Here is a 26,901-nt window from a genome sequence, read left to right as displayed (position 1 = left end):
TGGCATTTCCGTATGTTGGCCCCTTGCGCCTGAAGGACGCTAGCGGACCTTGGCCGGAGGTTCTTGGCGGTGGGCGCAGGGACTTTTGGCGAGTCCCTATTCGGCCGGGACCAGTTCGGTCGCTTCCGCCAGTTCCGGTTCCCCGGCGCGGCGCGGCCCCGAAGCGGGGGCCCGCAGGAACAGCATCGACATGGCCGTCGCGCCTGCCAGCATCAGCGCGAGGACCAGCAGCGCCGGGCCGTAGCCGCCGGTCACGTCGGCAATGCGGCCGGCGCCGATCGGGCCGAACACGGCAAGCGTGGTGACGGTGGTGGCCATCGCGGTCATGTCTCCGGCGATGCCCGCGCCGAAGTAGCGCAGCAGCAGGATATGCGCGGAAAGCCAGGCCATGCCCCAGCCCATGCCGAACAGCGCGGCGGCGACCGTTGCCACCAGCACGTGGCTGGCCGTCCACAGCAGCGCCATGGCCAGTGCCTGCACGGCCAGCCCGGCGATGAAGATGCGGCGCGGATCGACGCGCTCGCACAAGGTGCCGGTCACGCCTTTGGCGCCGGTGCCGGCGAAAGCCAGCAGGCTCATCGCGATGGCGCCCGGCGCCGCGCCCTGGCCGAGATTGGCGATATGCGCGACAAGGATCGAGTGGGTGGTGGTGACCACGGTCTGCACCACGGTCATGGCAAGGGCGAGGATAATGAAGCTGGGCGTCATCAGTGCCTGCTTCACCGTCCACGGGCTGGCGGCGGGACCGTCGCTTTCGTGGCCCGCGCCCTTGACCTGATCGACGCTCTCCACTTTCACCGCGTCGCGGATGCAGACGAGCGAGATCACGCCCAGCACCAGCGCGCTGGCGGCCATGACCATCCAGTGCAGGCGCCAGTTGCCGGTAAGGCCGACGATGGTGCCGACGATCAGCGGCCCGGCAATGCCGCCCGCCGCGCCGGTCATGAAGTAGAAGCCGATCATCCGCGAAGAGGTACGCGGGAACCACGTCGCCAGCAGATAGACGGCGGGCGAGGGCGCCACGAGCGAGAAGCCCACGCCCATCAGCGTCGTCGCCACGAAGAACAGTTCGAGGTGATGGATCTGCGAGGCGATCAGGAAGCCGATGGCCAGCACCAGACAGCCCGCGAAGACCGTCAGCCGCGTGCCGATCGCCTTCATCAGCATCGGCGGCAGCGGGCTGGCCATGCCGCAGGCCATGCCGAGCAGCGAGAAGCTGAGTCCGGCAGCGGCCTTCGACCAGCCGAGTTCGGCCACCATCGTATAGAGCACGTAGCCGAGCGAGGTGAAGGTGGTGGCGGTCACGAAGAAGAAGCCGAGCGAGGCGGCGAACATGACCAAGGCGCTGCGCGATATGCTTTTGGGCGCGGACAGTCCGGGCGACATGACAACTCCTGCGGGCTCACGGTCCGCGGAATCGCCGGACCATCATGCCCTGCAGGCTTACATGCTGCACCTGCACACTCTTGATGGTGTGCGACTCAATAGTTGATTGGGGGATGGGGATGTTGGTTGCGCGCCGAAAGCCGCCTTTCCGTTCTCTTCGACATTGCGGAAGCCGAAATGACGATGGAGAAACGGTAGTTATCCGCAAATCGTCGTCCTGAAACAAGTTCAGGATGACGTGGAGGAGGGGGACGAGGAAGTTTTCCATCTTCCTGAATCCGGCCATTCAAGTCCGCTCAGGCTGAGCCTGTCGAAGCCCCTTGCGGCGTAGCGCTGATCCAACATCCTTCGACAAGCTCAGGATGAGCGGGGTGGGAGGCTCAGGATGAGAGGGGGTGGGGGAGAAAAATTCAGTCGCTTTCTCTTCGTCATCCCCGCGAAGGCGGGGATCCCGCTTCTTCTTTTGCGCGGGGCGGGAGGTTGCCAAGAAAGGCGGGGCCCCCGCCTTCGCGGGGGCGACGGGGAGTTTTGGACGGACTCGCTGCCTTCGCCATCGTAAACAGAAGAACGCGCCGGCCTTGCAACCGACGCGTTCCCCCCAAAAACCAATGGTGCGACCCGATTGGCTCCCTCTTAGAACTTGTACCCCACCGAGAGGATAAGCTGACGCGGCGGGATATAGGTGTCCATCACCTGCGCCGAACCGTAAGGGTCCGAGAAGCGCGAGTTGATGCCGTTCTTGTCGAACAGGTTGATCACGCGCAGGGTGATATCGGCATTGGTGCCTTCGGGCTCGTACTTCAGCATCGTGTTGACCTGCGTGTACGAGGGCGTGAGATCCACCGCGCCTTCGTTGAACAGGCGGTACTGGTACTTGCCGCGATAGATCAGCTGGGCACGGGCGGTCAGCTTGCCCGGGCCGACTTCGCCGTTCCAGGTGGCCGCGATATTGCCCTGCCAGCGCGGCAGCTTGGGAATGCGGTTGCCCTTGATATCCTCGCGCGCGGCATCGCGGGCGAGGGAGGCGGCGTAGAAGTTGGTCCAGAACAGATAGTCCGGGAAACCGGCGGCGTTCTGGGCACTGGCGGCATTGTTCGGGTCCAGCGCGTAGTAGTGCGAGGTGAACTCACCCTCCAGCCACGACATCGAGGCGTCGAAGCGCAGATGGTCCGTCGGCGCGTACGTGCTTTCCAGTTCCAGGCCGTAGACCCGCGCCTTGGGTGCGTTGCTGATGCCCTCGCCATAGAGAACGGGGTCTTCCTCAAGGAACTGCATGTTCTTGTAATTGTACAGGAAGGCCGAGGCATTCACTTGCAGCGTGTCGTCGAGGAAGCGGTTCTTGCTGCCGATCTCGAAGGAATCGACGGTTTCCTTCTTGTAGGTGGGCTTGATCGAATCTTCCCAGCCGAAGATGCAGTAGGCGCCGCCGCAAGCGGACGAGGCGCTGTTGATGCCGCCCGGCTTGAAGCCGCGCGTGTAGCTTATGTAGACCATGTTGCTGGGCGTGATCTGGTAATCGAGCGCGACTTTGCCGGTCCAGGCGTGGTCGCTGCGCGATCCGGTGGAGGCGGGCTGGAGATAGGCGCCCGAGGTCTGGTCGGACACGCCGCCCGACATCGAATCGTACATCCCCGATGACTTGTCATGGTTGTAGCGGGCGCCGGCGGTCAGCTTCAGGCTGTCGGTCAGCGCATAAGTGCCCTGCGCGAAGACCGCGTAAAGCTCACGCTTGATCGAGGAGAGTTCGGCATAGGTCAGGTTGCCGACCAGCGGATCGTTCCACGCGGTGTCTTCCGGCAGGGCCTGCTGCAGGAAGTTGTCGTCGTCGCTGCGGTATTCGTTGACGTACTGGCTGTTTTCCGAATGCAGGTAGACGCCGCCGAGCACCCACTGGAACGGGCCGTTGCCGTTCGAGGTGAGGTTCAGTTCCTGGCTCCAGCTCTTGGTGTCCGAGGCCCAGAGCGGGACGTGGTCGTAGCTGACGCCGGTGTAGCTGACCGGGTTGTAGGTGTTCTGGTAGAACAGCGCGGTGTCGAGGCCGTCGGCATCCCAGGCCTGCTCGGAATGGAGCTTCTGGTAGCCGGTGATCGACTTGATCGTGGCGAACGCGGTGTCCCACTTGATTACGCCGGTATAGAGCTGGGTCTTCACCACCGAGCGGCCGGGGAAATCCTGCGTCAGGATGCGCGGATCGGGCTCGGGGTCGAGGATGTTCTTCTGGGCCGGGCCATTGGTGTTCGAACTGAACTGGATCGTGTTCAGCGTGATCGACAGGTTTGACAGCGGCTGCCACTTGGCGCCGAGGCGCCAGCCGGTCTCGTCCTGATCGTCGAGATCGTACTTCTTGAAGCCGGGTACTTCGGTGGCGTGGGCATAGCCGTCATGCTTGGTGAACTGGAAGGCGCCGCGAATGGCGAGCGTGTCGGTTACCGGCACGTTCAGCGCGGCGGAGCCTTCCATGTAGTTGTAGTTGCCGAAGCCGGCGTTGACGTTGCCCTTCAGCGCATCGGTGCTGGGCTCGATCGAGACGACGTTGATGGTGCCGCCGGTCGATCCCTGACCGAACAGCGTGCCTTGCGGGCCGCGCAACACTTCGACTTGCGCCACGTCGATGAAGGCCGCGCTCGCGGCGATCGAGTTGAAGATGTAGACGCCGTCGATGTGGTAGGACACGCCCGGCTGGGTGTTGGTGTTTTCCGGCGTTTCCGAACCGATGCCGCGGATCGAGATGACCCGCTCGCCGCCGCCGCTCTTGGCGATGACGAGGCCGGGGACAGTGCCGTTGAGCCCGGTGATGTCGGTCACATTGCCCGCACGGAGCGTGTCGGACGTGATCGCGCTCACCGAAAGCGGGGCCTGCTGGAGGCTCACATTGCGGCGTTCTGCAGTCACGACGATATCGGTCAGGCCCGACTGGCCGTCACCGGATGGATCGGGTGCGGGCTCGGCAGCAGCGGCGGCCGGAGCGGTTTCGGCGGCGTGCGCGGCCGAGGTAAATGCAAGCAAAGAGATGCCCGATGCCAGGGCGTAGGCGAAAGTGGACTTGGTTCTCATGTCAGCTCCCCGAACAGGTCGTCATTCGATTCCCGGGCTGCGGCTCATGCTTGCTGCTGGGTTGGCCGCTTGAGGGGGAACTTGGCGGTTCGATGACAGTGCGGTCTTGTGCAGTTGCGAATAAGTAGTTGACCGCTGCAACCCGGACCCTTCCGGCGAGAGGAACGGGATGCGCGCAAATGCGCCGTTTTGGGGTGGGTTCGGGTAATCGGGAACTGGCTTGCGTTTTTTGCGTTGCAGCGCTCGCCGCCGTTCATCACTGGTCCATGGCGTCTCGCGTCAAGCCGATGGCGGTCTCAGCGACAAGACCGTGCCGCCCGCGCCTGCCATGGGGCAGGGGAGGGGCAACCGGCCCCGAAAAGGATGCCCTGTCATGACTGCCACCGTCCTGAACGTACCGCCTGCAACCCGCCCGCTGGGCCAGACCGGCATGGCGATCAGCCGCGTCGGCTTCGGTGCCTGGGCCATCGGCGGGCCGGACTGGGCCGTCGGCTGGGGCGCGCAGGACGATGCCGATTCGATCCGGGCGATCCACCATGCGGTCGAACGCGGGGTGAACTGGATCGACACCGCCGCGATCTACGGCCTCGGCCATTCCGAGGAAGTGGTCGCCAAGGCTCTGGCCGAAATGCCGGAGGCCGGGCGGCCCTACGTCTTCACCAAGTGCGGGCAGGTCTGGGACCCGAACGATCGCCAGTCGAAGCTGCGCGTCGGGCGGCGGGAATCGATCGTGGCCGAGTGCGAGGATTCGCTGCGCCGCCTGCGGGTCGAGCGGATCGACCTCTTGCAGATGCATTGGCCCGCCGAGGACGGCACCGCGCTCGACGAATATTGGGGCGCGCTGCTCGATCTGAAAGCGGCGGGCAAAGTGCGCGCGGTGGGGCTGTCCAACCACAATGCCGATCAACTTTCGGCGGCCGAGGCCTTGGGGCATGTCGATACGCTGCAACCGCCGCTTTCGGCGCTGAAGCGGGATGCCATCGCGCGCGAGCTGCCATGGTGTCTGGCGCATGATACCGGCGTGATCGTCTACAGCCCGATGCAGTCGGGCCTGCTCTCCGGCGCGTTCTCGGCCGAGCGGGCGGCGGGGCTTGCCGCCGACGACTGGCGCTCGCGCCATGCCGATTTTACCGGCGAGAACCTGACGCGCAATCTGGCCGTGGCGGCGGCGATGAAGCCGGTGGCCGAGAGCCACGGCGTTTCGCAGGCGGCGGTCGCGGTGGCCTGGGTGCTGGCGGTGCCGGGCGTGACCGGGGCCATTGTCGGCGCGCGCAGCCCGGCGCAAGTCGACGGCTGGGTGGCAGGGGCGAACCTTGTGCTCACCGACGACGACCGCGCCGGGATCGCTGCCGCCATTCGCGATTCCGGTGCAGGGTCCGGCCCCGTTCCCGACTGATTTTACCTTCGTTTCCCCATTCGATCAGGACTGCCCATGCTTCGCCTTCTCGCCCGCCTGAACATCGATCCCTATCTCTTGCTGCTGATCTCGACCGTGGGTCTTGCCTCGGTGCTTCCGGCGCGCGGCATGTGGGCGGGGATCGCGGGCGGCGCGGCGGACGCAGGCATCGCGCTGCTGTTCTTCCTTCACGGCGCCAAGCTCTCGCGCCAGGCGATCCTCGACGGGGCGCGGGCGTGGAAGCTGCACCTGACCGTGGCGAGCCTGACCTTCGGGATCTTCCCGCTGATCGGGTTGGGCGTCAGCGCGATACCGGGGCTGGAGCCCTCGCTGGCGATGGGCGTGCTCTACCTGACGCTGCTGCCTTCGACGGTGCAGTCATCGATTGCCTTCACCGCGATTGCCGGGGGCAATGTGGCAGCGGCAGTGTGCAGTGCCTCGTTCTCCAACCTTGCTGGGATTTTCGTGACCCCGGTGCTGACGGCGGTGTTCATCACCGGCAAGACGCAGGGCTTCTCGACCGATCCGATCATCGCCATCGCCGTCCAGTTGCTGCTGCCGTTCGTCGCCGGGCATCTGCTGCGGCCGTGGATCGGCGGCTTCGTGCAGAAGCACAAAAAGCTGGTGGGCTATACCGATCGCGGTTCGATCCTGCTGGTGGTCTACACGGCGTTCGGTGCGGCCGTGCTCGAAGGGCTGTGGCAGAAGGTGACTTTGGCCGAACTCGGGCTGATCGCGGCGCTGTCGCTGGGGATTCTTGCGGTCGTGATGGTGGTGGGCAATGTGCTCGGGCGGGTGCTGGGCTTCAACCACGCGGACCGGATCGTGATCCTGTTCTGCGGTTCGAAGAAGAGTCTGGCGACCGGCGTGCCGTTGGCAGGGGTACTGTTTCCGCCTGCTCAGGTGGGAGCGATCATCCTGCCGCTGATGTTCTTCCATCAGATCCAGTTGATGGTCTGTGCGGTGCTGGCGCGCCGGATGGCCGCGCAGGCCGAGGCCGAGGGGGATCCGGTGGCGGCCGAGTAGGTTAGCCTCCTCCACTCCCGCCTATTCCACTCCGCTCATCCTGAGCCTGTCGAAGGATGGAGGCCTTGCGCCACGCCTGCGGGGCTTCGACAAGCTCAGCCTGAGCGGGATGGGAGGTCGGGCTGGAGGGGGTGAGCTGAACTGAGTTGAGGTGAGATGAGAACACCTCGCGCTCCCAATCCCGTCATCCCCGCGAAGGCGGGGATCCCGCTTCTCTTGCCCAACACGAGAGGTGGCCAAGAAGCGGGCCCCCGCCTGCGCGGGGGCGACGAAGAGTATCGCGAGAGGGCGGCGTGAGGTTGGGGCTAAGGTGTGTCCACCTGAAAGGACCTCCCGCCTTAGATCTCCAACTGGCTGCCCAGTTCGATCACGCGGTTGGTGGGGAGCTTGAAGAACTCCATCGCGCTCTGGGCGTTGCGGACCATGATCGCGAAGAGCTTTTCGCGCCAGATCGCCATGCCCGGACGGCTCGACGGGATCAGCGTCTGGCGGGAGAGGAAGTAGCTGGTCTCCACCGGCTTGAACGGGCCGCCGGCGCGGTCTTCGTCGGCAAGCGCGGCCGGGATGTCGATATCGTCCATGAAGCCGTAGCGCAGCACCACGCGGTAGAAGCCCTGGCCCAGCGCTTCCACTTCGGCGCGGTTTTCGGGGGCGACGTGCGGTACGCCCTGTCCGGCCACGGTCAGGATCACCACGCGTTCGTGGAGGATGTGGTTGTGCTTGAGGTTGTGCAGCAGCCCCGGCGGCACACCGTCGTTCGAGGAGGCGAGGAAGATTGAGGTGCCCTGAACGCGGCGCACGCGCTCACCGACCGAGCGGATGAAGGTGGCGAAGGGGATCGAATCCTCGCGCAGGCGCTCGCGCATCAGGCGGCGTCCGTTCGCCCAGGTGGTCAGTAGGGTGAACACCACCGCCGCCACCAGCAGCGGGAACCAGCCGCCGTCAGGTATCTTGGTGACGTTCGACGCGAAGTAGAGCCCGTCGATGAACAGGAAGCCCGCCGTGACGCCGATCGAGACCACCGGGTGCCATTTCCACACGGCATAGGTCAGCACGCCCAGCAGGCAGGCGGTGATCAGCATCGTGCCGGTCACGGCGATACCGTAAGCCGCGGCCAGATTGCCCGAGGTGCGGAAGCCGAACACCAGCAGCACGACCATGACCAGCAGGCCCCAGTTGACCAGCGGGACATAGATCTGGCCCGCCGCCGTCGCGCTGGTGTGCATGATCTTGAGGCGCGGCAGGAAGCCGAGCTGCACGGCCTGCTGCGATACCGAGAAGGCGCCGGAGATCACCGCCTGGCTGGCGATGATCGTTGCCAGCGTCGCCAGCAGGACCAGCGGCAGGCGGGCCCAGTCGGGCGCCATGAAGAAGAACGGGTTCTGGATCGCGTCGGGATTGCGCAGCACCAGCGAAGCCTGGCCCAGATAGTTGAGCAGCAGGCAGGGGAAGGCGATGTAGAGCCACGAGATCGTGATCGCCTTGCGGCCGAAGTGGCCCATGTCGGCATAGAGTGCTTCCGCGCCGGTCACCGCCAGCACTACCGAGCCCAGCGCCAGAAACGCCAGCTTGGGATTGATGACGAAGAATTCGATCGCATGGTACGGGCTGAGCGCCCAGACCACTTCGGGCGCCTTGACGATCGAGGACAGCCCGAGCCCGGCCAAGACCAGGAAATAGACGATCATCACCGGCCCGAACAGCTTGCCCATCGTCGCGGTGCCGTGGGACTGGATCGAGAACAGCCCGATCAGGATCACCACTGCAATCGGCAGCACGAATTCGGCAAAGCCCTCGTTCACCACGGTCAGCCCCTCGACCGCCGAGAGGACCGAGACGGCCGGGGTGATGATGGCATCGCCGTAGAACAGTGCGGTGGCGATAACGCCCAGCATCGCGATCAGCCCGGTCCAGCGCGACTTGCCCAGCTTGCGCCCGATCAGCGCCAGCAGCGCCAGGCTGCCGCCTTCGCCGTTGTTGTCTGCCCGCAAGATGATGAAGACGTACTTGACGGTGACGATCAGCATCATCGTCCAGAACATCAGCGAGATCACCCCGAAGATGTGCATGCGGTCCACCACCAGCGGGTGGTGGCCGATGAAGCTTTCCTTGAGGGCATAGAGCGGCGATGTGCCGATATCGCCGAAAACGACCCCGATTGCGCCGACTGCCAGCGCCGTAAGGCTTTCATTGGGGGCGTGGTGCCCGGAAGACTCGCTCATAATTTCGGCGCCTAGTCTCGCGCGCGCGAAAGCGCCACGGGCTTTATGCGATCTTTATGCGTAACGGGCAATTCCCCGTGGAACCTTAACGGCTCCCGGGGCCATCTCGCATTCCGTCACCCATTGACGGGAGCCCTCGTGCCATGTCCCGATTTCCTTCACCCGCCCGATACGTTTCGGCCGAAAGGCTGGCCGCGCTGCATGCCGGCGTGCGCTGGTGGCCTGCCGAAATCGCGATGCGCGCCGCCGGGCTGCTGAGCCTGTTCGTGGCCGAGCGCGTGATCCTGGCCGAGCGCCGGATGGCGATCACCCCGGTCCTCCATGCGCCGACCGTGACCGACCTTGCGCTCTGCGCCGTCTTCATCGTGCTGCTCAGCCTTGGCCTGACGCTGAGCCTGTGGGGGCCGCGGCTGTTTCGCACGATCGAGCTGCCCGGCCACTTTTGACGCGATTTCACGCAATTTCTGACTCTGGCAACGGACCCAAGACAATGACCGACTTTGCCTGGCTCGCGGTACTCGCGGGCCTCTTCCTCCTGACGCTCGCCTTCGCGCGGCTTTGCGAAAAGGCCTGAGGAGGCACCGCCATGACCGACATGCACACTCTTCCGCTGGTACTCGCCGGGCTGACCGCGCTTGGCCTGCTGATCTATCTCGTTGCCGCGCTGCTGCGGCCCGAACGTTTCTGACGAAGGGCATGCCATGACCACGGGAATGACCTTCCAGGGCTGGACCCTGATCCTCTTTTTCACCGCGCTTGTCGCGGCCTTGGCCAAGCCCGTCGGGGTGTGGCTTTTCGCATTGTACGAAGGGCGGCGCACGCCGCTCCACCGCGTACTCGGCCCCGTCGAGAACGGCTTCTACCGCCTCTCCGGGATCGATCCCGAGGCGGAGCAGGGCTGGCGCCGCTACGCGCTGCACATGCTGGTGTTCAATCTTGTCCTGCTGCTGTTCACTTACGCGGTGCTGCGGCTTCAGGACGTGCTGCCGCTGAACCCGCGCGGGCTTGCCGCGATGGGCGCGGACGGGGCGATGAATACGGCGGTGAGCTTCACCACCAACACCAACTGGCAGTGGTATGCGGGCGAGGCCGCGGTTTCGAACCTCAGCCAGATGCTGGGCCTCACCATCCATAACTTCCTCTCCGCCGCCACCGGTATCGCCGTGGCTTTCGCGCTGTTTCGCGGTTTCGCGCGGCGCGAGGCAAAGACGGTGGGCAATTTCTGGGCGGACTGCACGCGCGTCACGCTCTACCTGCTGCTGCCTATCTGCGTGGTCTACGCGCTGTTCCTCATCGCCAGCGGCGTGCCGCAGACGCTGTCGAGCCTAGTCGACACCACCTCTCTGGAGGGGCTGCGCCAGTCCATCGCGCTCGGCCCCGTCGCCTCGCAAGAGGCGATCAAGATGCTCGGCACCAATGGCGGCGGCTTCTTCAATGCCAACTCCGCGCATCCGTTCGAGAACCCGACGGCGCAGACCAACCTTGCGCAAATGCTTTCGATCTTCGCCATCGGCGCGGGGCTGACCTGGTGCTTCGGCAAGGCCGTGGGCAATACCCGGCAGGGCTGGGCGATCCTGACCGCGATGCTGACGCTGTTCCTGATCGGCGCGGGCGTGACTTACTGGCAGGAAGCGGCGGGCAATCCGGTGCTCCACCACCTCGGCGCCATCGGCGGCAACATGGAGGGCAAGGAAGTCCGCTTCGGCATTGCCGCCAGCGCCCTGTTCTCGGTGGTGACGACGGCGGCTTCGTGCGGCGCGGTCAATGCCATGCATGACAGCTTCACCGCGCTGGGCGGCATGGTGCCGCTCATCAACATGCAGCTTGGCGAAGTGGTCGTCGGCGGTGTCGGCGCGGGGATCTACGGGTTCCTGCTGTTCGCCTTGCTCGCGGTCTTCGTGGCGGGCCTGATGGTCGGCCGCACGCCCGAGTACCTCGGCAAGAAGATCGAGGCGCGTGAGGTCAAGCTGGCGGTTCTGGCCATTGCCGTGCTGCCGCTCTCCATCCTTGGCCTCACCGCGCTTTCGGCGGTCCTGCCGGACGGCCTTGCCGGGCCGCTCAACAAGGGCCCGCACGGCTTTACCGAAATCCTCTACGCCTTCGCCTCGGGCACCGGCAACAACGGCTCCGCCTTCGCGGGCCTGAGCGCCGGGACGCCGTTCTACAACGGGCTGCTCTCGGTCGCGATGTGGGTCGGTCGCTTCTTTATCATCGTGCCGGTGCTGGCCGTGGCCGGAAACCTTGCCGCCAAGAAGCACACGCCGGAGACCGCAGGCTCATTCCCCACCACCGGACCGCTGTGGATCGGCCTGCTGATCGCCGTGATCCTGATCGTCGGCGGTCTCACGTTCCTGCCGAGCCTCGCCCTCGGGCCCATCGCCGATCATCTTGCGATGATCTCGGGCCAGCTGTTTTGAAAGCGCCAGTCATGACGTCACACACTTCCATGACGACACCCACCTCAATGTTCTCGGCCAGACTGGTCGTTCCCGCGATCGGCGATGCCTTCCGCAAGCTGAACCCGCGGGAGCTGGTGAAGAACCCCGTGCTCTTCACGACCGCCGTGGTCGCGCTCCTGCTCACCGTGTTGCTGGCCGTCGGCGGTGAGCCGATGCCGGTGGGCTTCCAGATCCAGCTGATCGGCTGGCTCTGGCTGACCGTGCTGTTCGGCACTTTTGCAGAGGCGCTGGCCGAAGGGCGCGGCCGGGCGCAGGCCGCCTCGCTGCGCGCTGCCAAGTCCGACCTGACCGCGCGCCTGCCCGACGGGCGCGTGGTTCCCGCCTCGCAGCTCAAGAAGGGCAGCGTGGTGGTGGTCATGACCGGAGACCTGATCCCGGCCGACGGCGAAGTGATCGAAGGCGTCGCCTCGGTCAACGAAGCCGCCATCACCGGCGAGAGCGCGCCGGTGATCCGCGAGGCGGGCGGCGACCGTTCGGCAGTGACGGCCGGCACCCGCGTCATCTCCGACCAGATCCGCGTCCGCGTCACGCAGGAGCCGGGGCAGGGCTTCCTCGACCGCATGATCGCCCTTGTCGAAGGCGCCGAGCGGCAGAAGACACCGAATGAGATCGCCCTGACCATCCTGCTGGTGGGCCTGACGATCATCTTCCTGATCGCCGTTTCCACCATTCCCGCCTTTGCCCACTATGCGGGCGGCGCGATCCCGGTCGCGGTGCTGGCGGCGCTGCTCATAACCCTGATCCCGACCACCATCGCCGCGCTGCTTTCGGCTATCGGCATCGCCGGGATGGACCGCCTCGTGCGCTTCAACGTGCTCGCCAAGTCGGGCCGCGCGGTCGAGGCGGCGGGCGATATCGACGTGCTGCTGCTCGACAAGACCGGCACTATCACCGTGGGAGACCGTCAGGCCGCCGAATTCCGCCCGGTCTCCGGCACGGACGCGCGCCTGCTTGCCGAAGCCGCGCTGCTGGCCAGCCTTGCGGACGAAACGCCCGAAGGCCGCTCGATCGTGGTCCTGGCGCGCGAGCATCACGGCCTTGCCCTCGGCGCCTTGCCGGTGGGTGCCGAAGTGATCCCGTTCACGGCCCAGACCCGCATTTCCGGCCTGAAAAGCGAGACCGGGCTGGTCCAGAAGGGCGCCGTCGATGCGATCCTGCGCGCCAATCCGGAGGCGGTGAACAGCCCGCAGGCCGCCGAACTGCGCCGCATTTCGGAAGAGATCGCCCGCTCCGGCCAGACCCCGCTGGCAGTGGCGCGCGACGGCCGCCTGCTCGGCGTGATCGCGCTCAAGGACGTGATCAAGGCCGGGGTGCGCGAACGCTTCGCCGAACTGCGCCGCATGGGCATCCGCACGGTGATGATCACCGGCGACAACCCGCTCACCGCCGCCGCCATCGCCGCCGAGGCGGGCGTGGACGACTTCCTTGCCGAAGCCACGCCGGAGGACAAGCTGGCGCTGATCCGCAAGGAACAGCAGGGCGGCAAGCTGGTCGCCATGTGCGGAGACGGCACCAACGATGCCCCGGCACTGGCGCAGGCGGACGTGGGCGTGGCCATGAACACCGGCACCCAGGCCGCGCGCGAGGCGGGCAACATGGTCGACCTCGACAGTGACCCCACCAAGCTCATCGAGATCGTCGGCCTCGGCAAGCAATTGCTGATGACGCGCGGCGCGCTGACTACGTTCTCGGTCGCCAACGATGTCGCCAAGTACTTCGCGATCATCCCGGCCATGTTCGTGGTGCTCTATCCGGGCCTTGGCGTGCTCAACGTGATGCGGCTGGCCTCGCCGCAAAGCGCGATCCTTTCGGCCATCGTGTTCAACGCGCTGATCATTCCCGCGCTCGTCCCGCTCGCGCTCAAGGGCGTGACCTACCGGCCGATGGCGGCAGGCCCGCTGCTGGCCCGCAACCTTGCGGTCTACGGCCTTGGCGGCCTGATCGCGCCTTTCGCCGGCATCAAGCTCATCGACCTTGCGGTCGCCGGGCTCCACCTCGTCTGAGGACCTGTTCCATGCTCAAGGACCTTTCCACCGCCGCGCGCCCCGCGCTCGTGCTTACCCTGCTGTTCGCGCTGCTGCTGGGGCTGGCCTATCCGCTCGCGCTCACCGGGATCGCCCAGATCGTGTTCCCCCGCCAGGCCAACGGCAGCCTGATCGAGCGGGACGGCCACGTGATCGGCTCGGCCCTGATCGGCCAGATGTTCACGCAGGACCGTTACTTCCACGGCCGCCCTTCGGCCGCCGGGAAGGGATACGACGCCATGGCGTCATCGGGCTCCAACTTCGGCCCGACCAGCCGCCCCCTTGCCGACCGCGTGAAGACCGACGTTGCCGTTCTCCGGAAATCCCCAGGTTCCCCTGTTCCTGTCGACCTGGTGACCACTTCCGCCTCGGGGCTTGACCCTCATCTCAGCCCCGAGGCGGCTCTTTTCCAGGCGGAGCGCGTCGCCCGGGCACGCGGGCTGGACGTCGCGCGGGTCAAGACACTGGTGATCGACAATACCGAGCGGCCCCTGCTGGGCTTCCTGGGCGAGCCGCGTGTCAACGTGCTCGCACTCAATCTGGCTCTCGACAGCATGGCGGGCGGCGGCGCACAAGCGCATCCGTGAACGAGCCGCGTCCCGATCCCGAAGCCCTGCTCCGCGCCGCCGCGCGGGAGCGTCGCGGCCGCCTCAAGGTTTTCCTTGGGGCGGCTCCGGGCGTTGGCAAGACTTATGAAATGCTGGGCGAGGGCGCCGCGCGCCGCGATGCCGGGGTGGACGTGGTGGTGGGCGTTGCCGAGACCCACGGGCGCGAGGAGACGGCGGCGAAGCTGCGCGGGCTGGAAACGGTGCCGCGCCACCATGTGACCTATCAGGGCCACGTGCTGGACGAGATGGACATCGACGCCATTCTCGAACGCCGCCCGGCGCTGGTGCTGGTGGACGAACTGGCGCACACCAATGCCCCCGGCAGCCGCCACGACAAGCGCTGGCAGGATGTCGAGGAACTGCTCGATGCCGGGATCGACGTGTGCTCCACGCTCAATATCCAGCATATCGAGAGCCTGAACGACGTCGTCGCCTCCTTCACCAAGGTCCGCGTGCGCGAGACGCTGCCGGACAAAGTGCTGGAAGACGCCGAGATCGAGGTCGTCGATATCCCGCCCGACGAGCTGATCGAGCGGCTGCGGCAGGGCAAAGTCTATGTGCCGGACGAGGCGACGCGCGCGCTCGGCAACTTCTTTTCCAAGTCCAACCTTTCCGCCTTGCGCGAACTGGCCCTGCGCTTCGCGGCGCAGGCGGTCGACGCGCAGATGCTCGAATATGTCCGGGCCCATGCGATGGAGGGCAACTGGGCGGCGAGCGACCGGCTTGTCGTCGCGGTGAGCGAGCAGGCGGGATCGCTCGAACTGGTGCGCGCGGCCAAGCGCCTGGCCGACGCCCTGCGCGCCTCGTGGACGGCGGTGCATATCGAAACGCCGCGCGCGGCCACGTTCAGCGACGGCGAGAACACCCGGCTGGCCGATGCGCTCCATCTGGCCACGCAGCTGGGCGGGCAAGTGGCGACACTGCCTGCCGAAACCGTGTTCGACGGGCTCAAGAGCTTCACCGTACAGGCCCGCGCCACGCAATTGATCGTCGGCAAATCGCTGCGCTCGCGCTGGTTCGAACTGCGGCACGGCTCGGTGGTGGACCGGCTGGTGCGCGAGATGCCGGGCCTTGCCATCCAGGTCCTGCCGACGACGCCGATTGCCGACCGGGGCGAGCGCCGACCGGCGGGGCAATGGGGCTCGCTGTCGGGCTACCTTGTCGCGCTGGTGCTGACGGCGGCGGTTACGCTGATCGGCACCGGCATCCTGTCCAGCGGCAATATCACCGATCTTGGCCTGCTCTACCTGCTGCCGGTCATGTTCGCGGCGACGCGCTACGGCTTGCGGACGGGCATCGCGGCGGGGCTGGCCTCCTCGCTCGGGTACAATTTCTTCTTCCTGCCGCCCACGCATACGCTGACCATCGAGGACCCGCGTAACATCATCACGGTGCTGGTGCTGCTGGCGGTTGCCATCGTCAGCAGCCAGATGGCCGCGCGGGTGCGCGAACAGGCGCTGCTGGCGCAGGCGAGCGCCACGCAGAACAGCGCGCTGGCCGGTTTCGCGCGCCAGCTTACCGGGATCAGCACGATCGACGAGCTGGCGCAGGTGGTCTGCGGGGAAGTCGGCGGACTGCTCGACGGCAATACGGTGCTGCTGATGCCGGGGGACGAGGGCCTGTCGCGGCGCTGGAGCTGGCCGAAGGAGCCGCGCCTCGAAACGCTGGACCTTGCCGCCGCCAACTGGGCTTTCGAGAACAATGCCCCGGCCGGGCGCGGGTCCGACACGCTGACCGCCTCGGAATGGCTGTTCCATCCGCTGGCGGCGCGCGGCACGGTCATGGGCGTGTTCGGGCTGGCGCGCAGCGATGCCCGCGCGCCGGTGCGGCCGGACCAGTTGCCGCTGCTGCTCAGCCTGCTCGATCAGGCGGGGCTGGCGCTGGAGCGCATGGCGCTGGAAGGGCAGATGGTGGAACTGTCGCAAGCGCGCGAGCGGGACCGACTGCGCCATGCGCTGTTGTCCTCGGTCAGCCACGATCTGCGCACGCCGCTGACCACGATCATGGGCACGCTGGCGGAGATCGAGGCGAGCGAGCCGCGGCAGGCCGCCCCCATTGCCGCCGCGCGGGGGGAGGCAGAGCGGCTGCACCGCTTCGTCACCAACCTGCTGGACATGGCGCGGATCGAAGCGGGCGCGCTCCACGGCAAGATCGAGCCTGTCGACCTTGACGAGGCGGTGGGTGAGGCACTCCACGAATTGCGCGCGCTGCTCGCGGGCCATGCGGTGGAAACGGCGATCGATGCCGATGTGCCGATGGTGCTGGTGGACCCGCACTTGTTTCACCACTGCCTGACCAACCTGATCGAGAATGCCGCCAAGTACGGCGATCCCGACGCGCCGATCGTGGTGAGCGCCGTGCGCCGGGAGGCGGGGCTTGTCCTTGCCGTCAGCGATCGCGGCCCGGGTATTCCGGCGGGCGAGGAAGAGCGAATTTTCGAGACTTTCGCGCGGATCGAGGGGTCTGACCGCAAGGGCGGCACCGGCCTTGGCCTTGCCATCGTCAAGGGTTTTGCCACGGCCATGGGCCTCACTGTGACCGCCGCCAACCGCGAGGACGGGCATGGCGCCCGCTTCGCGATCCATTTCGACACGTCCCACCTCAGGGAATGGCCCGATTCATGACTCAAAGCATCACCATCCTCGTCGTTGACGACGAGCCCGCCATCCGCCGCCTGTTCCACGCCGGGCTCGCCCGCGCCGGCTATGCCGTGGTGGAGGCCGGCACCGCGCGCGAGGCGCTCAACGCCCTCGATATCGACAAGCCGGAAGTCGTGCTGCTTGACCTGGGCTTGCCGGACCGTGACGGGCTGGAACTGATCCCGCTGATGCGCACGCAGGCGGCGATCATCGTCGTCTCCGCGCGCGAGGCGACCGACCAGAAAGTGGCCGCGCTCGATCTGGGGGCCGACGATTACGTGGCCAAGCCCTTTGACAGCGAGGAAGTGCTCGCCCGCATCCGTACCGCGCTGCGCCACCGCCTGCCGGCGGAAGCCGCCGAGCGCCCGGTGCGGCGCGGCGATGTCGAGATCGACCTTGCCGCGCGGCTGGTGCGCAAGGGCGGGCAGGAAGTGCACCTGACGCCGAAGGAATACGGCTTCCTTGCCGAACTCGCGCGCAATCCGGGGAGGGTGATTACCCATGCGCAATTGCTGCGCGCGGTCTGGGGGCCGGGGCATGAGAGCGACGTGGAATACCTGCGCGTCGCCGCGCGCGGTATTCGCCGCAAGGTGGAGGACGATCCTGCTCACCCGGCGCTGCTGCGCAATGAACCGGGCATCGGCTATCGCCTGGTGAGTCAGGACTGACGGCCAAGGCTGAAGCCTTCAAGGCTCAACCTTCAATCCCCAACCGCCGTCATCCCCGCGCAGGCGGGGATCCCGCTTCTCTTGCGCCCAAGAAAGAAGGAAGCGGGGCCCCCGCCTTCGCGGGGGCGACGACGACTGTTTTTCGCGTTCCTGTCTGTACCTCTCCTGCAAGGAGGAGGTGGCAGCGCGAAGCGCGAGGAAGGGAAATCCAAATTTATTTCACCCCGCACCTGCGGATGCCTCCTCGCGGCGACGTCTAGTCCTGATCCACGACGCTCGCAGGGGGTAAGCCCGGCGTCCCCCCGGCGTCTGGGCCGCGTTTCTCCGACAGGATTTGCAAGGGAGTGCGTCGAAGTGCATGAAGTGGCGGCGATGTGCTGGGCCAGAGGCCTGCCGGTCCGGGGCTGGTACTGAGCATGGTTCAGGCGGAGATAGAAATGACGCCCTCGCCGCAGCCGCCGCGTGCCTCAGGGCTCGCGCTCGTACTGGAGGAAAATCGCCGCGCGCTCCTGCAATTTCTGGCGGCCCGCTGCGGGTCTGTCGATGAGGCGCAGGACCTGTTGCAGGACTTGTGGATCAAAGTGGGCGCGCAGGCGACCGGGCCGGTCGCATCCCCGCGCGCCTATCTGTTCCGCATGGCCAACAACCTCGTGCTCGACCGGGTGCGGGGCCAGCAGCGGGCGATGCGCCGCGAACGGGTCTGGCTGGACACCGAGAGCGGCGGCACCGCCACCGCGCCCGAGGACCGCGCCGATCCCGGCGAACCGGCCGACGAGGCGATAGCCCGGCGGCAGGAGGCAGAGATCTTGCGCGGCGCCATTGCCGCTCTGCCGGAAGGCGCGGGCAAGGCGCTGCGGCTCTACCGCTTCGAGGGGCTGGGCCAGAGCGAGATCGCGCGGGTCATGGGAATCAGCCGGAGCGGCGTGGAAAAACATCTGGCGCTGGCGATGAAACGTCTGCGTCAGGCACTGGCGGACTGTGGATGTTTCGGCGGTGCGACGTCTTCCTTGTACGGGGCAGAAGTGCGGAGTGAATCGGCGCAAAGGGAACAGGGACAATGAACCGCGACATCGATCCTATCCTGTCCGAACGGGCCTTGCCGGACGATATCCTTTTCGAGGCCGCGCGCTGGCACCTTGCCAGCGAGGATGACGCCATGGACTGGGACGCCTTCACGCTCTGGCTGGAGCACGATCCCCGCCACCGCCGCGCGTTCGACGAAGTGGCGCTGACCGATGCCCTGCTGACCGAGCATCGCCCCGAAATCCGCGCGGCACTGGCCGAACAGGGCGATAGCGACCACGCTGCAAACGATGCGGAGGCTGAGACTGAAGCCCTCGCGGCCGGTGGCGGCCGTGCGCCCGTGCGCCCGCTTCTGCACCGGCGCGTCTGGCAGTGGGCAGGCATGGCAGTGGCCGCCTCGCTCGCGGCGGCGATTGCGGTGCCGCAGTTCATGGATACCGCCTCCGAAGTCTATGCCACCGAAGGCGCGCCGGAGCGGATCGCGCTGGCCGATGGCTCGACCATTCTGCTGGCGCCGCGCAGCAAGCTCACGGTGGACGGGCGAGGGCAGGACCACATCGGGCTGACCGGCGGCGCGTGGTTCGACATTCGCCACGATCCCGACCGGCAATTGAAGATCACCGCGGGCGATGTCTCGATCAACGATATCGGCACGCGCTTCGATGTGCAGGCGCAGGACGATGCCGTGCGCGTCGCAGTGGTGGAAGGTCAGGTGCAAGTCAGCGCGCAGGCGATGTCCGGCCCGGTGCAAGTGCCGGCGGGCAAGGGGCTGGCGTTCGACAGCCGGGCGGGCACGGCCACGGTTGCCGCGGTCAATACGCAGGATGTCGGGTCGTGGAAAGATGGACGGCTCACGTACGACAATGCGCGGCTGGCACTGGTCGCGAGCGATCTGCATCGCTATGCGGGGATTACGGTAGACGTACCCCCCGCTTTGCGGGACCGACGGTTTTCGGGGACCCTGATTGTCGACAATGGCGATGCGGCGTTGCGCGATCTGGTCCAGCTCATGGGCCTGCGCCTCAGTGGCCACGCTGGCGCTTGGCGTCTGGAGCAGCCCTGAGGCCTGTGCCCGCGAGGCTGCGGGCGCACATATAGACGTTACCGCGACCCGGTTGCCCGACGCCATTGCCGAACTTTCGCGTGAGGCGCATGTCTCGATCGGTACGGACGGCCCGCTGCCGTCGATCCCCACCCGTCCGCTGCACGGTGTCCTGACCGTTGGCGATGCGCTGGCGCGGCTGCTTGCAGGCAGCGGCTATCGGGCGCGGCAAGTGGGCGAGACGGCGTGGCGGATCGAGCATGTGCCTGAGCCGCAAGCGCCGGTCCCCTCCGAGCTGCGTCCGGTGGAACACGTGGCGCCGCCCGAGACTGCATTCGGCCCGCCGATCATCGTCACCGCCACCAAGCAACCGCTCGAATTGTCGGTGCTGCCGGCGGCGGTCTCGGTGGTTTCGGCCTTCGGCATCGGGCACGACGATCCACGCCGCTCCAGCGCGGCAGTGGCGGGGCAGGTGGACGGGCTGGCGCTTACTGCGCTCGGGCCCGGCCGCAACCGCATGTTCCTGCGCGGCGTGGCGGACAGCGCATTCGGCGGCGAGAGCCAGTCGACCGTCGCGGTGGTGCTGGATGAAGCGCGCCTGACCTATGCTGCGCCCGATCCGGACTTGCGGCTGGTCGATATCCAGCGGGTGGAAGTGCTCAAGGGGCCGCAGGGCTCGCTCTACGGCACCGGCGCGCTGGGCGGGATCTACCACATGGTCTCGCACCAGGCGGACCTTGACGAGAGCAGCCTGACGCTGACCGGCGGCGGCAGCATGGCCGCGCATGGCGAGAACGGCTATTCGGGCTCGGCCGTGGCGAATGTGCCGCTCCTGCCGGGAACCGCCGGGTTGCGGCTGGTGGGCTACATGGCGCAGGAGCCGGGCTGGGTCGATACCGGCACGCGCACGAACGGCAATACCACGCAAGTCACCGGCTTGCGGGGGCTGCTGGGGATCGAGCCGGTTTCGGGCTGGCGGATCGACGTGACCGGGCTGGGCCAGTGGATCGCCTCACGCGACAGCCGCTATGTCTATGATGAGCACAGCTATTCCCGCCCCGCCCAGCTTCCCGAGCCGCACGACAACGACCTTACCCATCTGGCCGGGCGCCTGACCGGCAAGCTAGGCGATATCGACGTAATGCTCGCCACCGCCATGACCTGGCACGACGTGGGCGATACGCTGGACGCGACGATCGGTGCCGACGATTTCGGCATTTCCGATCCCAAGCTGCTGATCGACAAGCGGGACTATCGCACCTGGGACAGCGAACTGCGCCTGCGCGGCCATCTCGGCGGGATCGGCTGGCTGGCGGGGCTTTCGCACCTCGATGCCCGGCAATCGCTCGATACCACGCTGCAAGGCATGGCCGGGGAGTCGCTGGTGGTGGACGCGGATCATCGCGACAGCCACGATACCGCCGCCTATTTCGATGTAACCGTGCCGCTTCTGACGCATCTTTCGCTCGATGGCGGGGCGCGGCTGTTCGTCTCCTCGATCCGGGACACGCGCCAGCTCGACAGCGGGAAAGTCACCGAGGAGCAGGACAAGTCGGGCGTGACGCCCAGCCTCGCGCTGGCGTGGCAGCCCCATGACGGGCGGCTGATCTATGTGCGCTACGGGTCGGCATTCCGGCAGGGCGGGACGATGATCGGGCAGGACGGCACGGTCCAGACGCTCAAGGGCGACGAGCTGTCCTCGGTCGAGGCGGGCTGGCGTGAGACGCTGGGGGGCGGCGGGCAACTGGATCTGGGCGGGTGGTATTCGCACTGGGACGATGTCCAGTCCGACGTGCTGGAGGACAATGGCCTCATCACCACCACCACCGCCGGCGATGCCCGCATCCTGGGCGTGGAGGGCAGTCTGGACCTGCCGATCCTGCGCGGATGGCGGGCGCAGGCGGGGGCGAACTACACCGATGCGCGCCTCACCCGCAATGCGCTGGGCTATCGGCTGGAGGACAGCCGCCTGCCGGTAGTGCCCGAATATACCGCGCGGCTGGCGCTGCGGCATGACTTCACGCTGGGCGCGCTTGCCGTCTGGGCGCAGCTTGGCGGGCGCTACGTGGGGCCCGCGCGCATGAGCTTCGACCCCGCGCTCGACCGCGACATGGGCGACTATATCGAGAGCAATTTCGAGCTTCATGTGGCGCACGGGCCATGGCAAGTGGCGCTTACCGCGCAGAACCTGCTGGGCGACAAGGGCAACGTCTTCGCCTTCGGCAATGCCCTGCGCTATCGCACGATGGCGCAATATACGCCGCAAGGGCCGACCACGATCTTCCTGTCCGCGTCATTGACGATGTGACGGGCTCGGGCTGGGCTCGGCGGGAGAGTTCGGTCCGAATCGGAGTGTTTTGCCGGATTGCTTGCCGAACCGCGGATTACCGCGCGGTTGCGGGGTGTGGGAAGCGGGCGGCTCGGGCTTCACCGGCAAAGTCTTTCCCTGCCGATGAAAACGCGGCCGTGCGCGGTCCGGGAAAATCGGTTCCGCAATGCCCCTCGCGCGGCGGAAATGCTGCCTTTTCGGCCATCTGCGCACTACGCGACATTGGCAGGCTTGCCTCCAAACTGGAGCCAAAAGCGCTGTTCGTTGCCCGCCCGCGAATCTATCTCTCAGAATAATAAGGCGAATTATCTAATCCTGGGGAAGTGAACCGGCTGCCCCGCGTGATGTCATCGCGATCAGCCGGGCTGCCTGACTTTGGGGCGCCAGCGCGCCTCAGCCGCTGCGTTTCGTGCCGCTAGCGGGTCTTCGCCGCCGGCGAGGACCTGTCGCGCTTCATCGAGCTTCCTGCGGGCGCCTTCCAAGCCAACATCGGGATAGCGGCCGAGCGCGAGGCGCTTCTGTTTGCCAAGAAAACGATATTTGAATCGCCACAGCTTCGACCCATTGGAGTGGATCTCCAGGAAGGGACCTCGACCGTCACTGCACTGGTAGGGCTTGGTGTCAGGCTCAAGCTGGCGAATTTGGATTTGGGTAAGTGCCACGCGCGATTCTCCTCGAAAGGTCGAAGCGCGTAATCGGCCGCCTTGCTGGCAGCGCTGGCCGCCCGGAAGATCGCCTTCTCGTCGGCGCGGAGCACTTCAAGCCATGAGCCTATGTAATCGCTGTGCCGTACCGTGGGCTGGATACCCAGCGACGCGCAGGCAAAGGCCGAAGTCATCTCGTCGATCAGCTCTTCCTTTGCATACGATGCCGAGCCGTACTTGCCGGTCTGATCGCGATTCAGCCGCGCCTTTCCGCCACTCCAGCGACCGAGCTCATGCAGGGCCGTCCGGAACCAGTTCACCGGCTCATGAAAGGCTGCCTGTGGAGGCACCTGCACATAGTCCTGCTTGGGGGCATAGAACGCCTCGTCGCCGCCGATCCGGAAGTCTGCGCCGGTAGCGGCAATCAGCCGGTCCACCTCGGCAATCGCCAAGACCGGATCGGGAACCTGCGGCTCCTCCGCATACTGCGCTGGTAGCCCTTCGATCCGATCGATGTTGAAGACGACAAAGCGCTTCAGAAAAGCAATCGTCCGCGCCTCGCGATCCTCGCACCGCGCCTGCTCGGTCTCGCCCTTCGAGGTGAAGCGATCCGCATAGCAGATGACCGTGCCCTTCTCGCCGCGCCGGACGTGACCGCCCGCCGCCAGAGCCTGCTTGTAAGTCAGCCAGCGCTGCGAAGCGAACCGGCGCTCAACTGCCTCGCACCACAGGATCAGCACATTAATCGCCGCCATAGCCCCAAGGGCCGCCTGTGCGACACCGCTGTGCTACACTGAGAACCAAGAATTCTTGTATGATTCAAGGAACTTAGCCCCATCTCGCGAACCCTGCTGTGCGGCAGTCGTGTGCTACAGTTGAGGCGTGACGGCCCCTTAAACGGTTGTTTTTCAACGATTTGAGGAAGGGTGGTGCGCTTACGTGACTCGAAATTCATGTCTAACATTCTGTATTAAAATGATTTTTATTACAGTATAGCCTAGTAGGCCCCCTGATAGGCCCCAAAAAAATTTCTGTACAAATTGGCAGAAGTTCGAGTCCTGGAGCAGAATTTCATACCTTGTTTTTGCATGCTTCAGGGCACTCGAAGCACCGCCTTGGTGTTGACAGCCGTTAGCCCTTGGGCCGGGCAACGATGTCCATCGAGATGAAGAGTTTTCTGAGACCCACGTCGGACATGCCGATCTTGGCGCCAAGGTCGCGCATGGGTTCAGACCAGGCAAACTTGATGAGGTCTTCGGGAAGAACCTGGATGCCGTTCCATGCGGGATAGTAGCGCGACATGGTCGTCCTTCGTAGGCAGGGGCCTGAATTTGTATTGAGTGGATAATGCAGATTGAAGTCCGGCTGTCCCGCGCGCTGCGCGGCCGGGCTCTATTTCGCTGCGCTCAACCGAGCCGCCTTACGGCGTCTCGTCCCTGATGGGTAACGATCCCTGGCAGGGGCGGCCCGTCGGGCCGGATGTTGTCGCCGCGCCTTCGGCCCGGCGGCGTGTGCCTCGGCTCCAGGGTGACGGGGGGCGTCACGGACCCATAGCCCCGCCATGGCGAGCCGCAACCTGGGCAGGGCCCAGGTCCTCCATTTCATTTCGGCCCTTCGGGTGCCCCCCGCCATCTCGGCGAGGCTCCTGGTCCGTTCCTGCCGCCCCCCGCCACCCCGGCGCCGGTCAATGGCGGTTGAGGAAAGGAGTAGGGTAATGACCCAGATTCAGCGTCTTGGCCTGTATGAAGAGGTCACTTCCCGCATCATCGCCGAGCTTGAAGAGGGGCGGCTCCCCTGGGTGCGCCCGTGGGACAGCACGCGGTGTCCTTGCATGATGCCGAGCAATGCCGTTTCCGGGCGGGTCTATTCCGGAATAAATGTGCTCATCCTGTGGTGCGAGGCGGTGGAACGTGAGTTCGCTTCGCAGCGCTGGCTGACCTACCGGCAGGCCGAAGCGGCAGGTGGGCATGTCCGGCGGGGAGAGAAGGGCACGGTCATCTGTTACGCCGATCGGTTCACGCCCAAGGACGAGGCCGAGAAGGCGAGGGGCGAGGACCGTGAGGCGCGCACGATCGCCTTTCTGAAGCGGTTTGTCGTCTTCAATCTGGATCAGATCGAGGGGCTGCCGGAGCGCTTTGAAGAGGTCGAGCAGGCACCCGATCCGGTCATGGCGATTGCCGAGGTCGACCGGCTGATTGCTGCTTCGGGCGCGGACTTTCGGATTGGCGGGGACGAGGCCTATTACTCTCCCAAGCACGACTATGTGCAGGTTCCGCCGCAGGCTGCCTTTCATGAGCCGGTGAACTGGTTTCGCACGGCGCTGCATGAACTTGGGCATTGGAGCGGGCACACCAGCCGTTTGAACCGCGATCATTCTGGACGGTTCGGTTCGGCTTCCTACGCCAAGGAAGAATTGGTCGCGGAGATGACGGCGGCTTTTGCCTGCGCCTCGCTTGGGATCCATCCGACGGTGCGGCACAGCGACTACATTGGCTCCTGGCTCGAGGTTCTGCGCGCCGATGAAAAGGCGATCTTTCGGGCGGCCAGTGCGGCCAGCAAGGCGGCCGAATTCCTCCTCGCATTCGGGGAGGACGCAGCATGAAGGGGCTGCGGTTTTCGCTTTGGTGGCGCAGGGGGTGGGCTGCCCATCAAGCTCCATCTTCGCAGCCCACGGTGCCGCAGAATGTCGACTTGGAGGCACTGGGGGAACCACCGCCCGGACTGCTGGAGCGGCTGGAAGCGGCCATGGCGGCGCTACCTGCCGTGGACCGTGAAGTGTTCCTCGCCGCGCGCATCGATAACATGAGCTACGTTGAAATTGCCCGCCGAACCGGCCGTTCGGTGAAGGACATCGAGAAGCGGATGAGCAGGTCCATCGGCGTGATCACGCGCATATTGGAAGAAGGCGGCGGCCCATGAGCCTGCCGTCTTTTCCTTGCGCCTGCCGCCCCTTATGACCACAGTCGAGCCAAGCCCATGAAGACCGATCTCGACCATCTCCCCGACCGCAAGCGCCACGATCTCGAACGCGTGGTGCAGATCATCTTTTCGGAATTCGAGGATGCACGCGCGCTTTCCACGCAGAAGTGGAAGCGCGAGGGGCGGATTGCGCAGATCATCCTCTACGGCTCCTACGCCCGGGGAAACTGGATCGAGGATCACCGGGGCGGGTACTATTCCGATTACGATATCCTCGTCATCGTGAACGACGAGCGGCTGGCCGATCCCGAATACTGGCACCGCGCTCAGGATCACCTGATGCGCGAGTGGAGCATCGCCAAGCGCATCTCGGCCCCGGTCGGCATGGTCGTCCACAGCATGGCCGATGTGAACGGTCAGCTGTCGCGCAGCCGTCCCTTTTTCATGGATGTCGTGCGCGAGGGCGTCGTCCTCTATTCGCTCGAGGAGCAGCACTTCGAGATGCCCAAGCCGCTGGATACGGCGGTGGCTTTTGTTGAGGCCGAGCAAAACTACACGCGTTGGTTCTCCATGGCGGATCGGTCACTTTCCACTTTCCGCCTCCAACGGAGTCAGGGGGATGATGTCTACTGGCGAAATAAGGCTGTGTTCGAACTGCACCAGGCAGTGGAGCAACTGTATCACTGCAATTTGCTAACCCTGACCCTCTACAGTCCGAAGTCGCACAACCTTGAGTTCTTACGGAACAAGGCTGAGGATATCGCTCGTGATCTGATACCGGTCTGGCCGCGAGATACAAAGTTTGCCCGACGCTGCTTCGAACTTCTTCAGCAGGCTTATGTGAAGGCCCGCTACTCACCGCACTACAACGTCAGGGATGTCGAACTGGAATGGTTGGGTGATCGGGCGAAGATGCTCCAGGATATTACCAAGGAGGTCTGCGAGGCCCACCTTGGGAAGAGCGGACGCCGCACCTAGGCAAGTTTGTTCCCATAAAATCGAGCGCCAAATACCGGGCGTCGCCGTGACCGGCGACGCCCTTTTTCTGTCCGGTTTCCCTTACGGCTAACCGGCGTGATCTAATCAGTTTGCTACGTGGATCGATCCCATTGCCGAGCTGCTTTCGCCTGGATTTGGGGCCACGCTGGCACCTGCAGGCATGGCCAAATCGGGGAGCATCGACCCGATACCACCCAGCAGAACCTTTTCGAAACCGCTGGAGAATAACTCCGCAGGCCTATGAAAGTGGCATCGAGTAGGGGGCTTGATTTTGGTGCGCGCGTGCCGAGCGAGGCGGCCTCGCTAATTTCGGCGAACTTGGCGGAGGAGAGAGTGTGGAAGGCATGGGAGGGTGAGAAAGGGGAGGGCAAGTTAAAAGGAGTAGTCTCGCGCTGCGACACAACCCCTTGCCTGCACATCATTTTTTGCGAGACTTCGGCGGGTTCCTGGCCTTGCCATGCCT

The 26,901-nt window shown here is 65.6% G+C and carries 20 protein-coding genes and 1 pseudogene; 15 read left to right on the top strand and 6 right to left on the bottom strand.

The window, feature by feature from the left end; all coding sequences use genetic code 11:
• Positions 1-96: 96 nt before the first annotated feature.
• Together AC1VVK_RS08625 and AC1VVK_RS08620 are read right to left on the bottom strand one after the other, a co-directional pair.
• On the bottom strand, positions 97-1,386 hold the full coding sequence (locus AC1VVK_RS08625) for an MFS transporter (RefSeq protein WP_482902678.1): 1,290 nt from the start codon (positions 1,384-1,386) through the stop codon (positions 97-99).
• Positions 1,387-2,019: 633 nt separating this feature from the next.
• Positions 2,020-4,440 carry a TonB-dependent receptor gene (locus tag AC1VVK_RS08620; protein WP_482902677.1) on the bottom strand — a complete coding sequence of 807 codons (2,421 nt, stop codon included), beginning with the start codon at positions 4,438-4,440 and terminating at the stop codon, positions 2,020-2,022.
• A 373-nt stretch (positions 4,441-4,813) separates the two neighbouring features.
• Between AC1VVK_RS08620 and AC1VVK_RS08615 the strand changes: the two genes are divergently transcribed.
• Positions 4,814-5,836: an aldo/keto reductase gene (locus AC1VVK_RS08615; RefSeq protein ID WP_482902676.1), complete on the top strand. Its 1,023-nt coding sequence runs from the start codon at positions 4,814-4,816 to the stop codon at positions 5,834-5,836.
• Between the two features lie 36 nt (positions 5,837-5,872).
• Positions 5,873-6,862 carry a bile acid:sodium symporter family protein gene (locus AC1VVK_RS08610; RefSeq protein ID WP_482902675.1) on the top strand — a complete coding sequence of 330 codons (990 nt, stop codon included), beginning with the start codon at positions 5,873-5,875 and terminating at the stop codon, positions 6,860-6,862.
• A gap of 338 nt (positions 6,863-7,200) precedes the next feature.
• Here the strand turns inward: AC1VVK_RS08610 and AC1VVK_RS08605 are convergent, their stop codons facing one another.
• Entirely contained in the window at positions 7,201-9,084 is a 1,884-nt protein-coding gene (locus AC1VVK_RS08605) for a potassium transporter Kup (protein WP_132389940.1), read from the bottom strand.
• A 143-nt stretch (positions 9,085-9,227) separates the two neighbouring features.
• On the opposite strand from AC1VVK_RS08605, the gene AC1VVK_RS08600 reads away from it, so the two are divergent.
• From AC1VVK_RS08600 to AC1VVK_RS08555, 10 genes are all read left to right on the top strand, one after another.
• Positions 9,228-9,530: a hypothetical protein gene (locus AC1VVK_RS08600; RefSeq protein ID WP_482902674.1), complete on the top strand. Its 303-nt coding sequence runs from the start codon at positions 9,228-9,230 to the stop codon at positions 9,528-9,530.
• A 140-nt stretch (positions 9,531-9,670) separates the two neighbouring features.
• Positions 9,671-9,772, top strand: a complete 102-nt coding sequence (gene kdpF / locus AC1VVK_RS08595; RefSeq protein ID WP_482902673.1) for a K(+)-transporting ATPase subunit F — start codon at positions 9,671-9,673, stop codon at positions 9,770-9,772.
• A 25-nt stretch (positions 9,773-9,797) separates the two neighbouring features.
• Positions 9,798-11,501, top strand: coding sequence for a potassium-transporting ATPase subunit KdpA (kdpA, locus tag AC1VVK_RS08590; RefSeq protein WP_482905140.1), 1,704 nt, complete (start codon positions 9,798-9,800; stop codon positions 11,499-11,501).
• Positions 11,502-11,530: 29 nt separating this feature from the next.
• Complete coding sequence (gene kdpB / locus AC1VVK_RS08585) at positions 11,531-13,546, top strand: potassium-transporting ATPase subunit KdpB (protein ID WP_482902672.1); 2,016 nt, start codon at positions 11,531-11,533, stop codon at positions 13,544-13,546.
• A gap of 11 nt (positions 13,547-13,557) precedes the next feature.
• Positions 13,558-14,154, top strand: a complete 597-nt coding sequence (gene kdpC, locus AC1VVK_RS08580; RefSeq protein WP_482902671.1) for a potassium-transporting ATPase subunit KdpC — start codon at positions 13,558-13,560, stop codon at positions 14,152-14,154.
• Positions 14,151-16,799, top strand: a complete 2,649-nt coding sequence (locus AC1VVK_RS08575; RefSeq protein ID WP_482902670.1) for a DUF4118 domain-containing protein — start codon at positions 14,151-14,153, stop codon at positions 16,797-16,799. Before kdpC ends, AC1VVK_RS08575 begins: the two co-directional genes overlap by 4 nt.
• On the top strand, positions 16,796-17,482 hold the full coding sequence (locus tag AC1VVK_RS08570; RefSeq protein ID WP_132389950.1) for a response regulator: 687 nt from the start codon (positions 16,796-16,798) through the stop codon (positions 17,480-17,482). The genes AC1VVK_RS08575 and AC1VVK_RS08570 overlap by 4 nt, the downstream gene beginning before the upstream one ends.
• A 437-nt stretch (positions 17,483-17,919) precedes the next feature.
• The gene (locus AC1VVK_RS08565; RefSeq protein WP_482902669.1) at positions 17,920-18,543 is read left to right on the top strand and encodes an RNA polymerase sigma factor; all 624 of its coding nucleotides are present in this window, start codon (positions 17,920-17,922) and stop codon (positions 18,541-18,543) included.
• Positions 18,540-19,568, top strand: coding sequence for a FecR family protein (locus tag AC1VVK_RS08560; RefSeq protein WP_482902668.1), 1,029 nt, complete (start codon positions 18,540-18,542; stop codon positions 19,566-19,568). Before AC1VVK_RS08565 ends, AC1VVK_RS08560 begins: the two co-directional genes overlap by 4 nt.
• Positions 19,480-21,855, top strand: coding sequence for a TonB-dependent receptor (locus AC1VVK_RS08555; protein WP_482902667.1), 2,376 nt, complete (start codon positions 19,480-19,482; stop codon positions 21,853-21,855). The genes AC1VVK_RS08560 and AC1VVK_RS08555 overlap by 89 nt, the downstream gene beginning before the upstream one ends.
• Positions 21,856-22,232: 377 nt before the next feature.
• On the opposite strand, the gene AC1VVK_RS08550 is transcribed toward AC1VVK_RS08555, so the two are convergent.
• The 3 genes and pseudogenes from AC1VVK_RS08550 to AC1VVK_RS08540 all read right to left on the bottom strand — a co-directional run bounded on the left by AC1VVK_RS08550 (position 22,233) and on the right by AC1VVK_RS08540 (position 23,822).
• On the bottom strand, positions 22,233-22,538 hold the full coding sequence (locus AC1VVK_RS08550) for an Arm DNA-binding domain-containing protein (protein ID WP_482902666.1): 306 nt from the start codon (positions 22,536-22,538) through the stop codon (positions 22,233-22,235).
• A 113-nt stretch (positions 22,539-22,651) separates the two neighbouring features.
• A pseudogene (locus tag AC1VVK_RS08545) lies at positions 22,652-23,275 on the bottom strand (ArdC family protein); the annotation flags it as partial.
• Between the two features lie 376 nt (positions 23,276-23,651).
• Positions 23,652-23,822: a hypothetical protein gene (locus AC1VVK_RS08540; RefSeq protein WP_482902665.1), complete on the bottom strand. Its 171-nt coding sequence runs from the start codon at positions 23,820-23,822 to the stop codon at positions 23,652-23,654.
• A gap of 385 nt (positions 23,823-24,207) precedes the next feature.
• On the opposite strand from AC1VVK_RS08540, the gene AC1VVK_RS08535 reads away from it, so the two are divergent.
• From AC1VVK_RS08535 to AC1VVK_RS08525, 3 genes are read left to right on the top strand one after another with little or no spacing between them, the layout of a single operon-like run.
• Positions 24,208-25,122: an ArdC family protein gene (locus AC1VVK_RS08535; protein ID WP_482902664.1), complete on the top strand. Its 915-nt coding sequence runs from the start codon at positions 24,208-24,210 to the stop codon at positions 25,120-25,122.
• On the top strand, positions 25,119-25,439 hold the full coding sequence (locus AC1VVK_RS08530) for an RNA polymerase sigma factor (protein ID WP_482902663.1): 321 nt from the start codon (positions 25,119-25,121) through the stop codon (positions 25,437-25,439). Before AC1VVK_RS08535 ends, AC1VVK_RS08530 begins: the two co-directional genes overlap by 4 nt.
• Positions 25,440-25,496: 57 nt before the next feature.
• The gene (locus AC1VVK_RS08525) at positions 25,497-26,417 is read left to right on the top strand and encodes a HEPN domain-containing protein (RefSeq protein ID WP_482902662.1); all 921 of its coding nucleotides are present in this window, start codon (positions 25,497-25,499) and stop codon (positions 26,415-26,417) included.
• Positions 26,418-26,901 lie beyond the last annotated feature (484 nt).

The sequence above is a fragment of the Novosphingobium sp. BL-S-32 genome (assembly GCF_056857055.1).
This window is presented reverse-complemented; position numbering and strand designations above follow the sequence as displayed.

What these genes read in the sequence shown, in the direction of transcription:
- AC1VVK_RS08625 (WP_482902678.1), bottom strand. Translation starts at nt 1,386, where the DNA reads ATGTCGCCCGGACTGTCCGCGCCCAAAAGCATATCGCGCAGCGCCTTG.
- AC1VVK_RS08620 (WP_482902677.1), bottom strand. Translation starts at nt 4,440, where the DNA reads ATGAGAACCAAGTCCACTTTCGCCTACGCCCTGGCATCGGGCATCTCT.
- AC1VVK_RS08615 (WP_482902676.1), top strand. Translation starts at nt 4,814, where the DNA reads ATGACTGCCACCGTCCTGAACGTACCGCCTGCAACCCGCCCGCTGGGC.
- AC1VVK_RS08610 (WP_482902675.1), top strand. Translation starts at nt 5,873, where the DNA reads ATGCTTCGCCTTCTCGCCCGCCTGAACATCGATCCCTATCTCTTGCTG.
- AC1VVK_RS08605 (WP_132389940.1), bottom strand. Translation starts at nt 9,084, where the DNA reads ATGAGCGAGTCTTCCGGGCACCACGCCCCCAATGAAAGCCTTACGGCG.
- AC1VVK_RS08600 (WP_482902674.1), top strand. Translation starts at nt 9,228, where the DNA reads ATGTCCCGATTTCCTTCACCCGCCCGATACGTTTCGGCCGAAAGGCTG.
- kdpF (WP_482902673.1), top strand. Translation starts at nt 9,671, where the DNA reads ATGACCGACATGCACACTCTTCCGCTGGTACTCGCCGGGCTGACCGCG.
- kdpA (WP_482905140.1), top strand. Translation starts at nt 9,798, where the DNA reads ATGACCTTCCAGGGCTGGACCCTGATCCTCTTTTTCACCGCGCTTGTC.
- kdpB (WP_482902672.1), top strand. Translation starts at nt 11,531, where the DNA reads ATGACGACACCCACCTCAATGTTCTCGGCCAGACTGGTCGTTCCCGCG.
- kdpC (WP_482902671.1), top strand. Translation starts at nt 13,558, where the DNA reads ATGCTCAAGGACCTTTCCACCGCCGCGCGCCCCGCGCTCGTGCTTACC.
- AC1VVK_RS08570 (WP_132389950.1), top strand. Translation starts at nt 16,796, where the DNA reads ATGACTCAAAGCATCACCATCCTCGTCGTTGACGACGAGCCCGCCATC.
- AC1VVK_RS08565 (WP_482902669.1), top strand. Translation starts at nt 17,920, where the DNA reads ATGACGCCCTCGCCGCAGCCGCCGCGTGCCTCAGGGCTCGCGCTCGTA.
- AC1VVK_RS08560 (WP_482902668.1), top strand. Translation starts at nt 18,540, where the DNA reads ATGAACCGCGACATCGATCCTATCCTGTCCGAACGGGCCTTGCCGGAC.
- AC1VVK_RS08555 (WP_482902667.1), top strand. Translation starts at nt 19,480, where the DNA reads ATGGCGATGCGGCGTTGCGCGATCTGGTCCAGCTCATGGGCCTGCGCC.
- AC1VVK_RS08540 (WP_482902665.1), bottom strand. Translation starts at nt 23,822, where the DNA reads ATGTCGCGCTACTATCCCGCATGGAACGGCATCCAGGTTCTTCCCGAA.
- AC1VVK_RS08535 (WP_482902664.1), top strand. Translation starts at nt 24,208, where the DNA reads ATGGCGGTTGAGGAAAGGAGTAGGGTAATGACCCAGATTCAGCGTCTT.
- AC1VVK_RS08530 (WP_482902663.1), top strand. Translation starts at nt 25,119, where the DNA reads ATGAAGGGGCTGCGGTTTTCGCTTTGGTGGCGCAGGGGGTGGGCTGCC.
- AC1VVK_RS08525 (WP_482902662.1), top strand. Translation starts at nt 25,497, where the DNA reads ATGAAGACCGATCTCGACCATCTCCCCGACCGCAAGCGCCACGATCTC.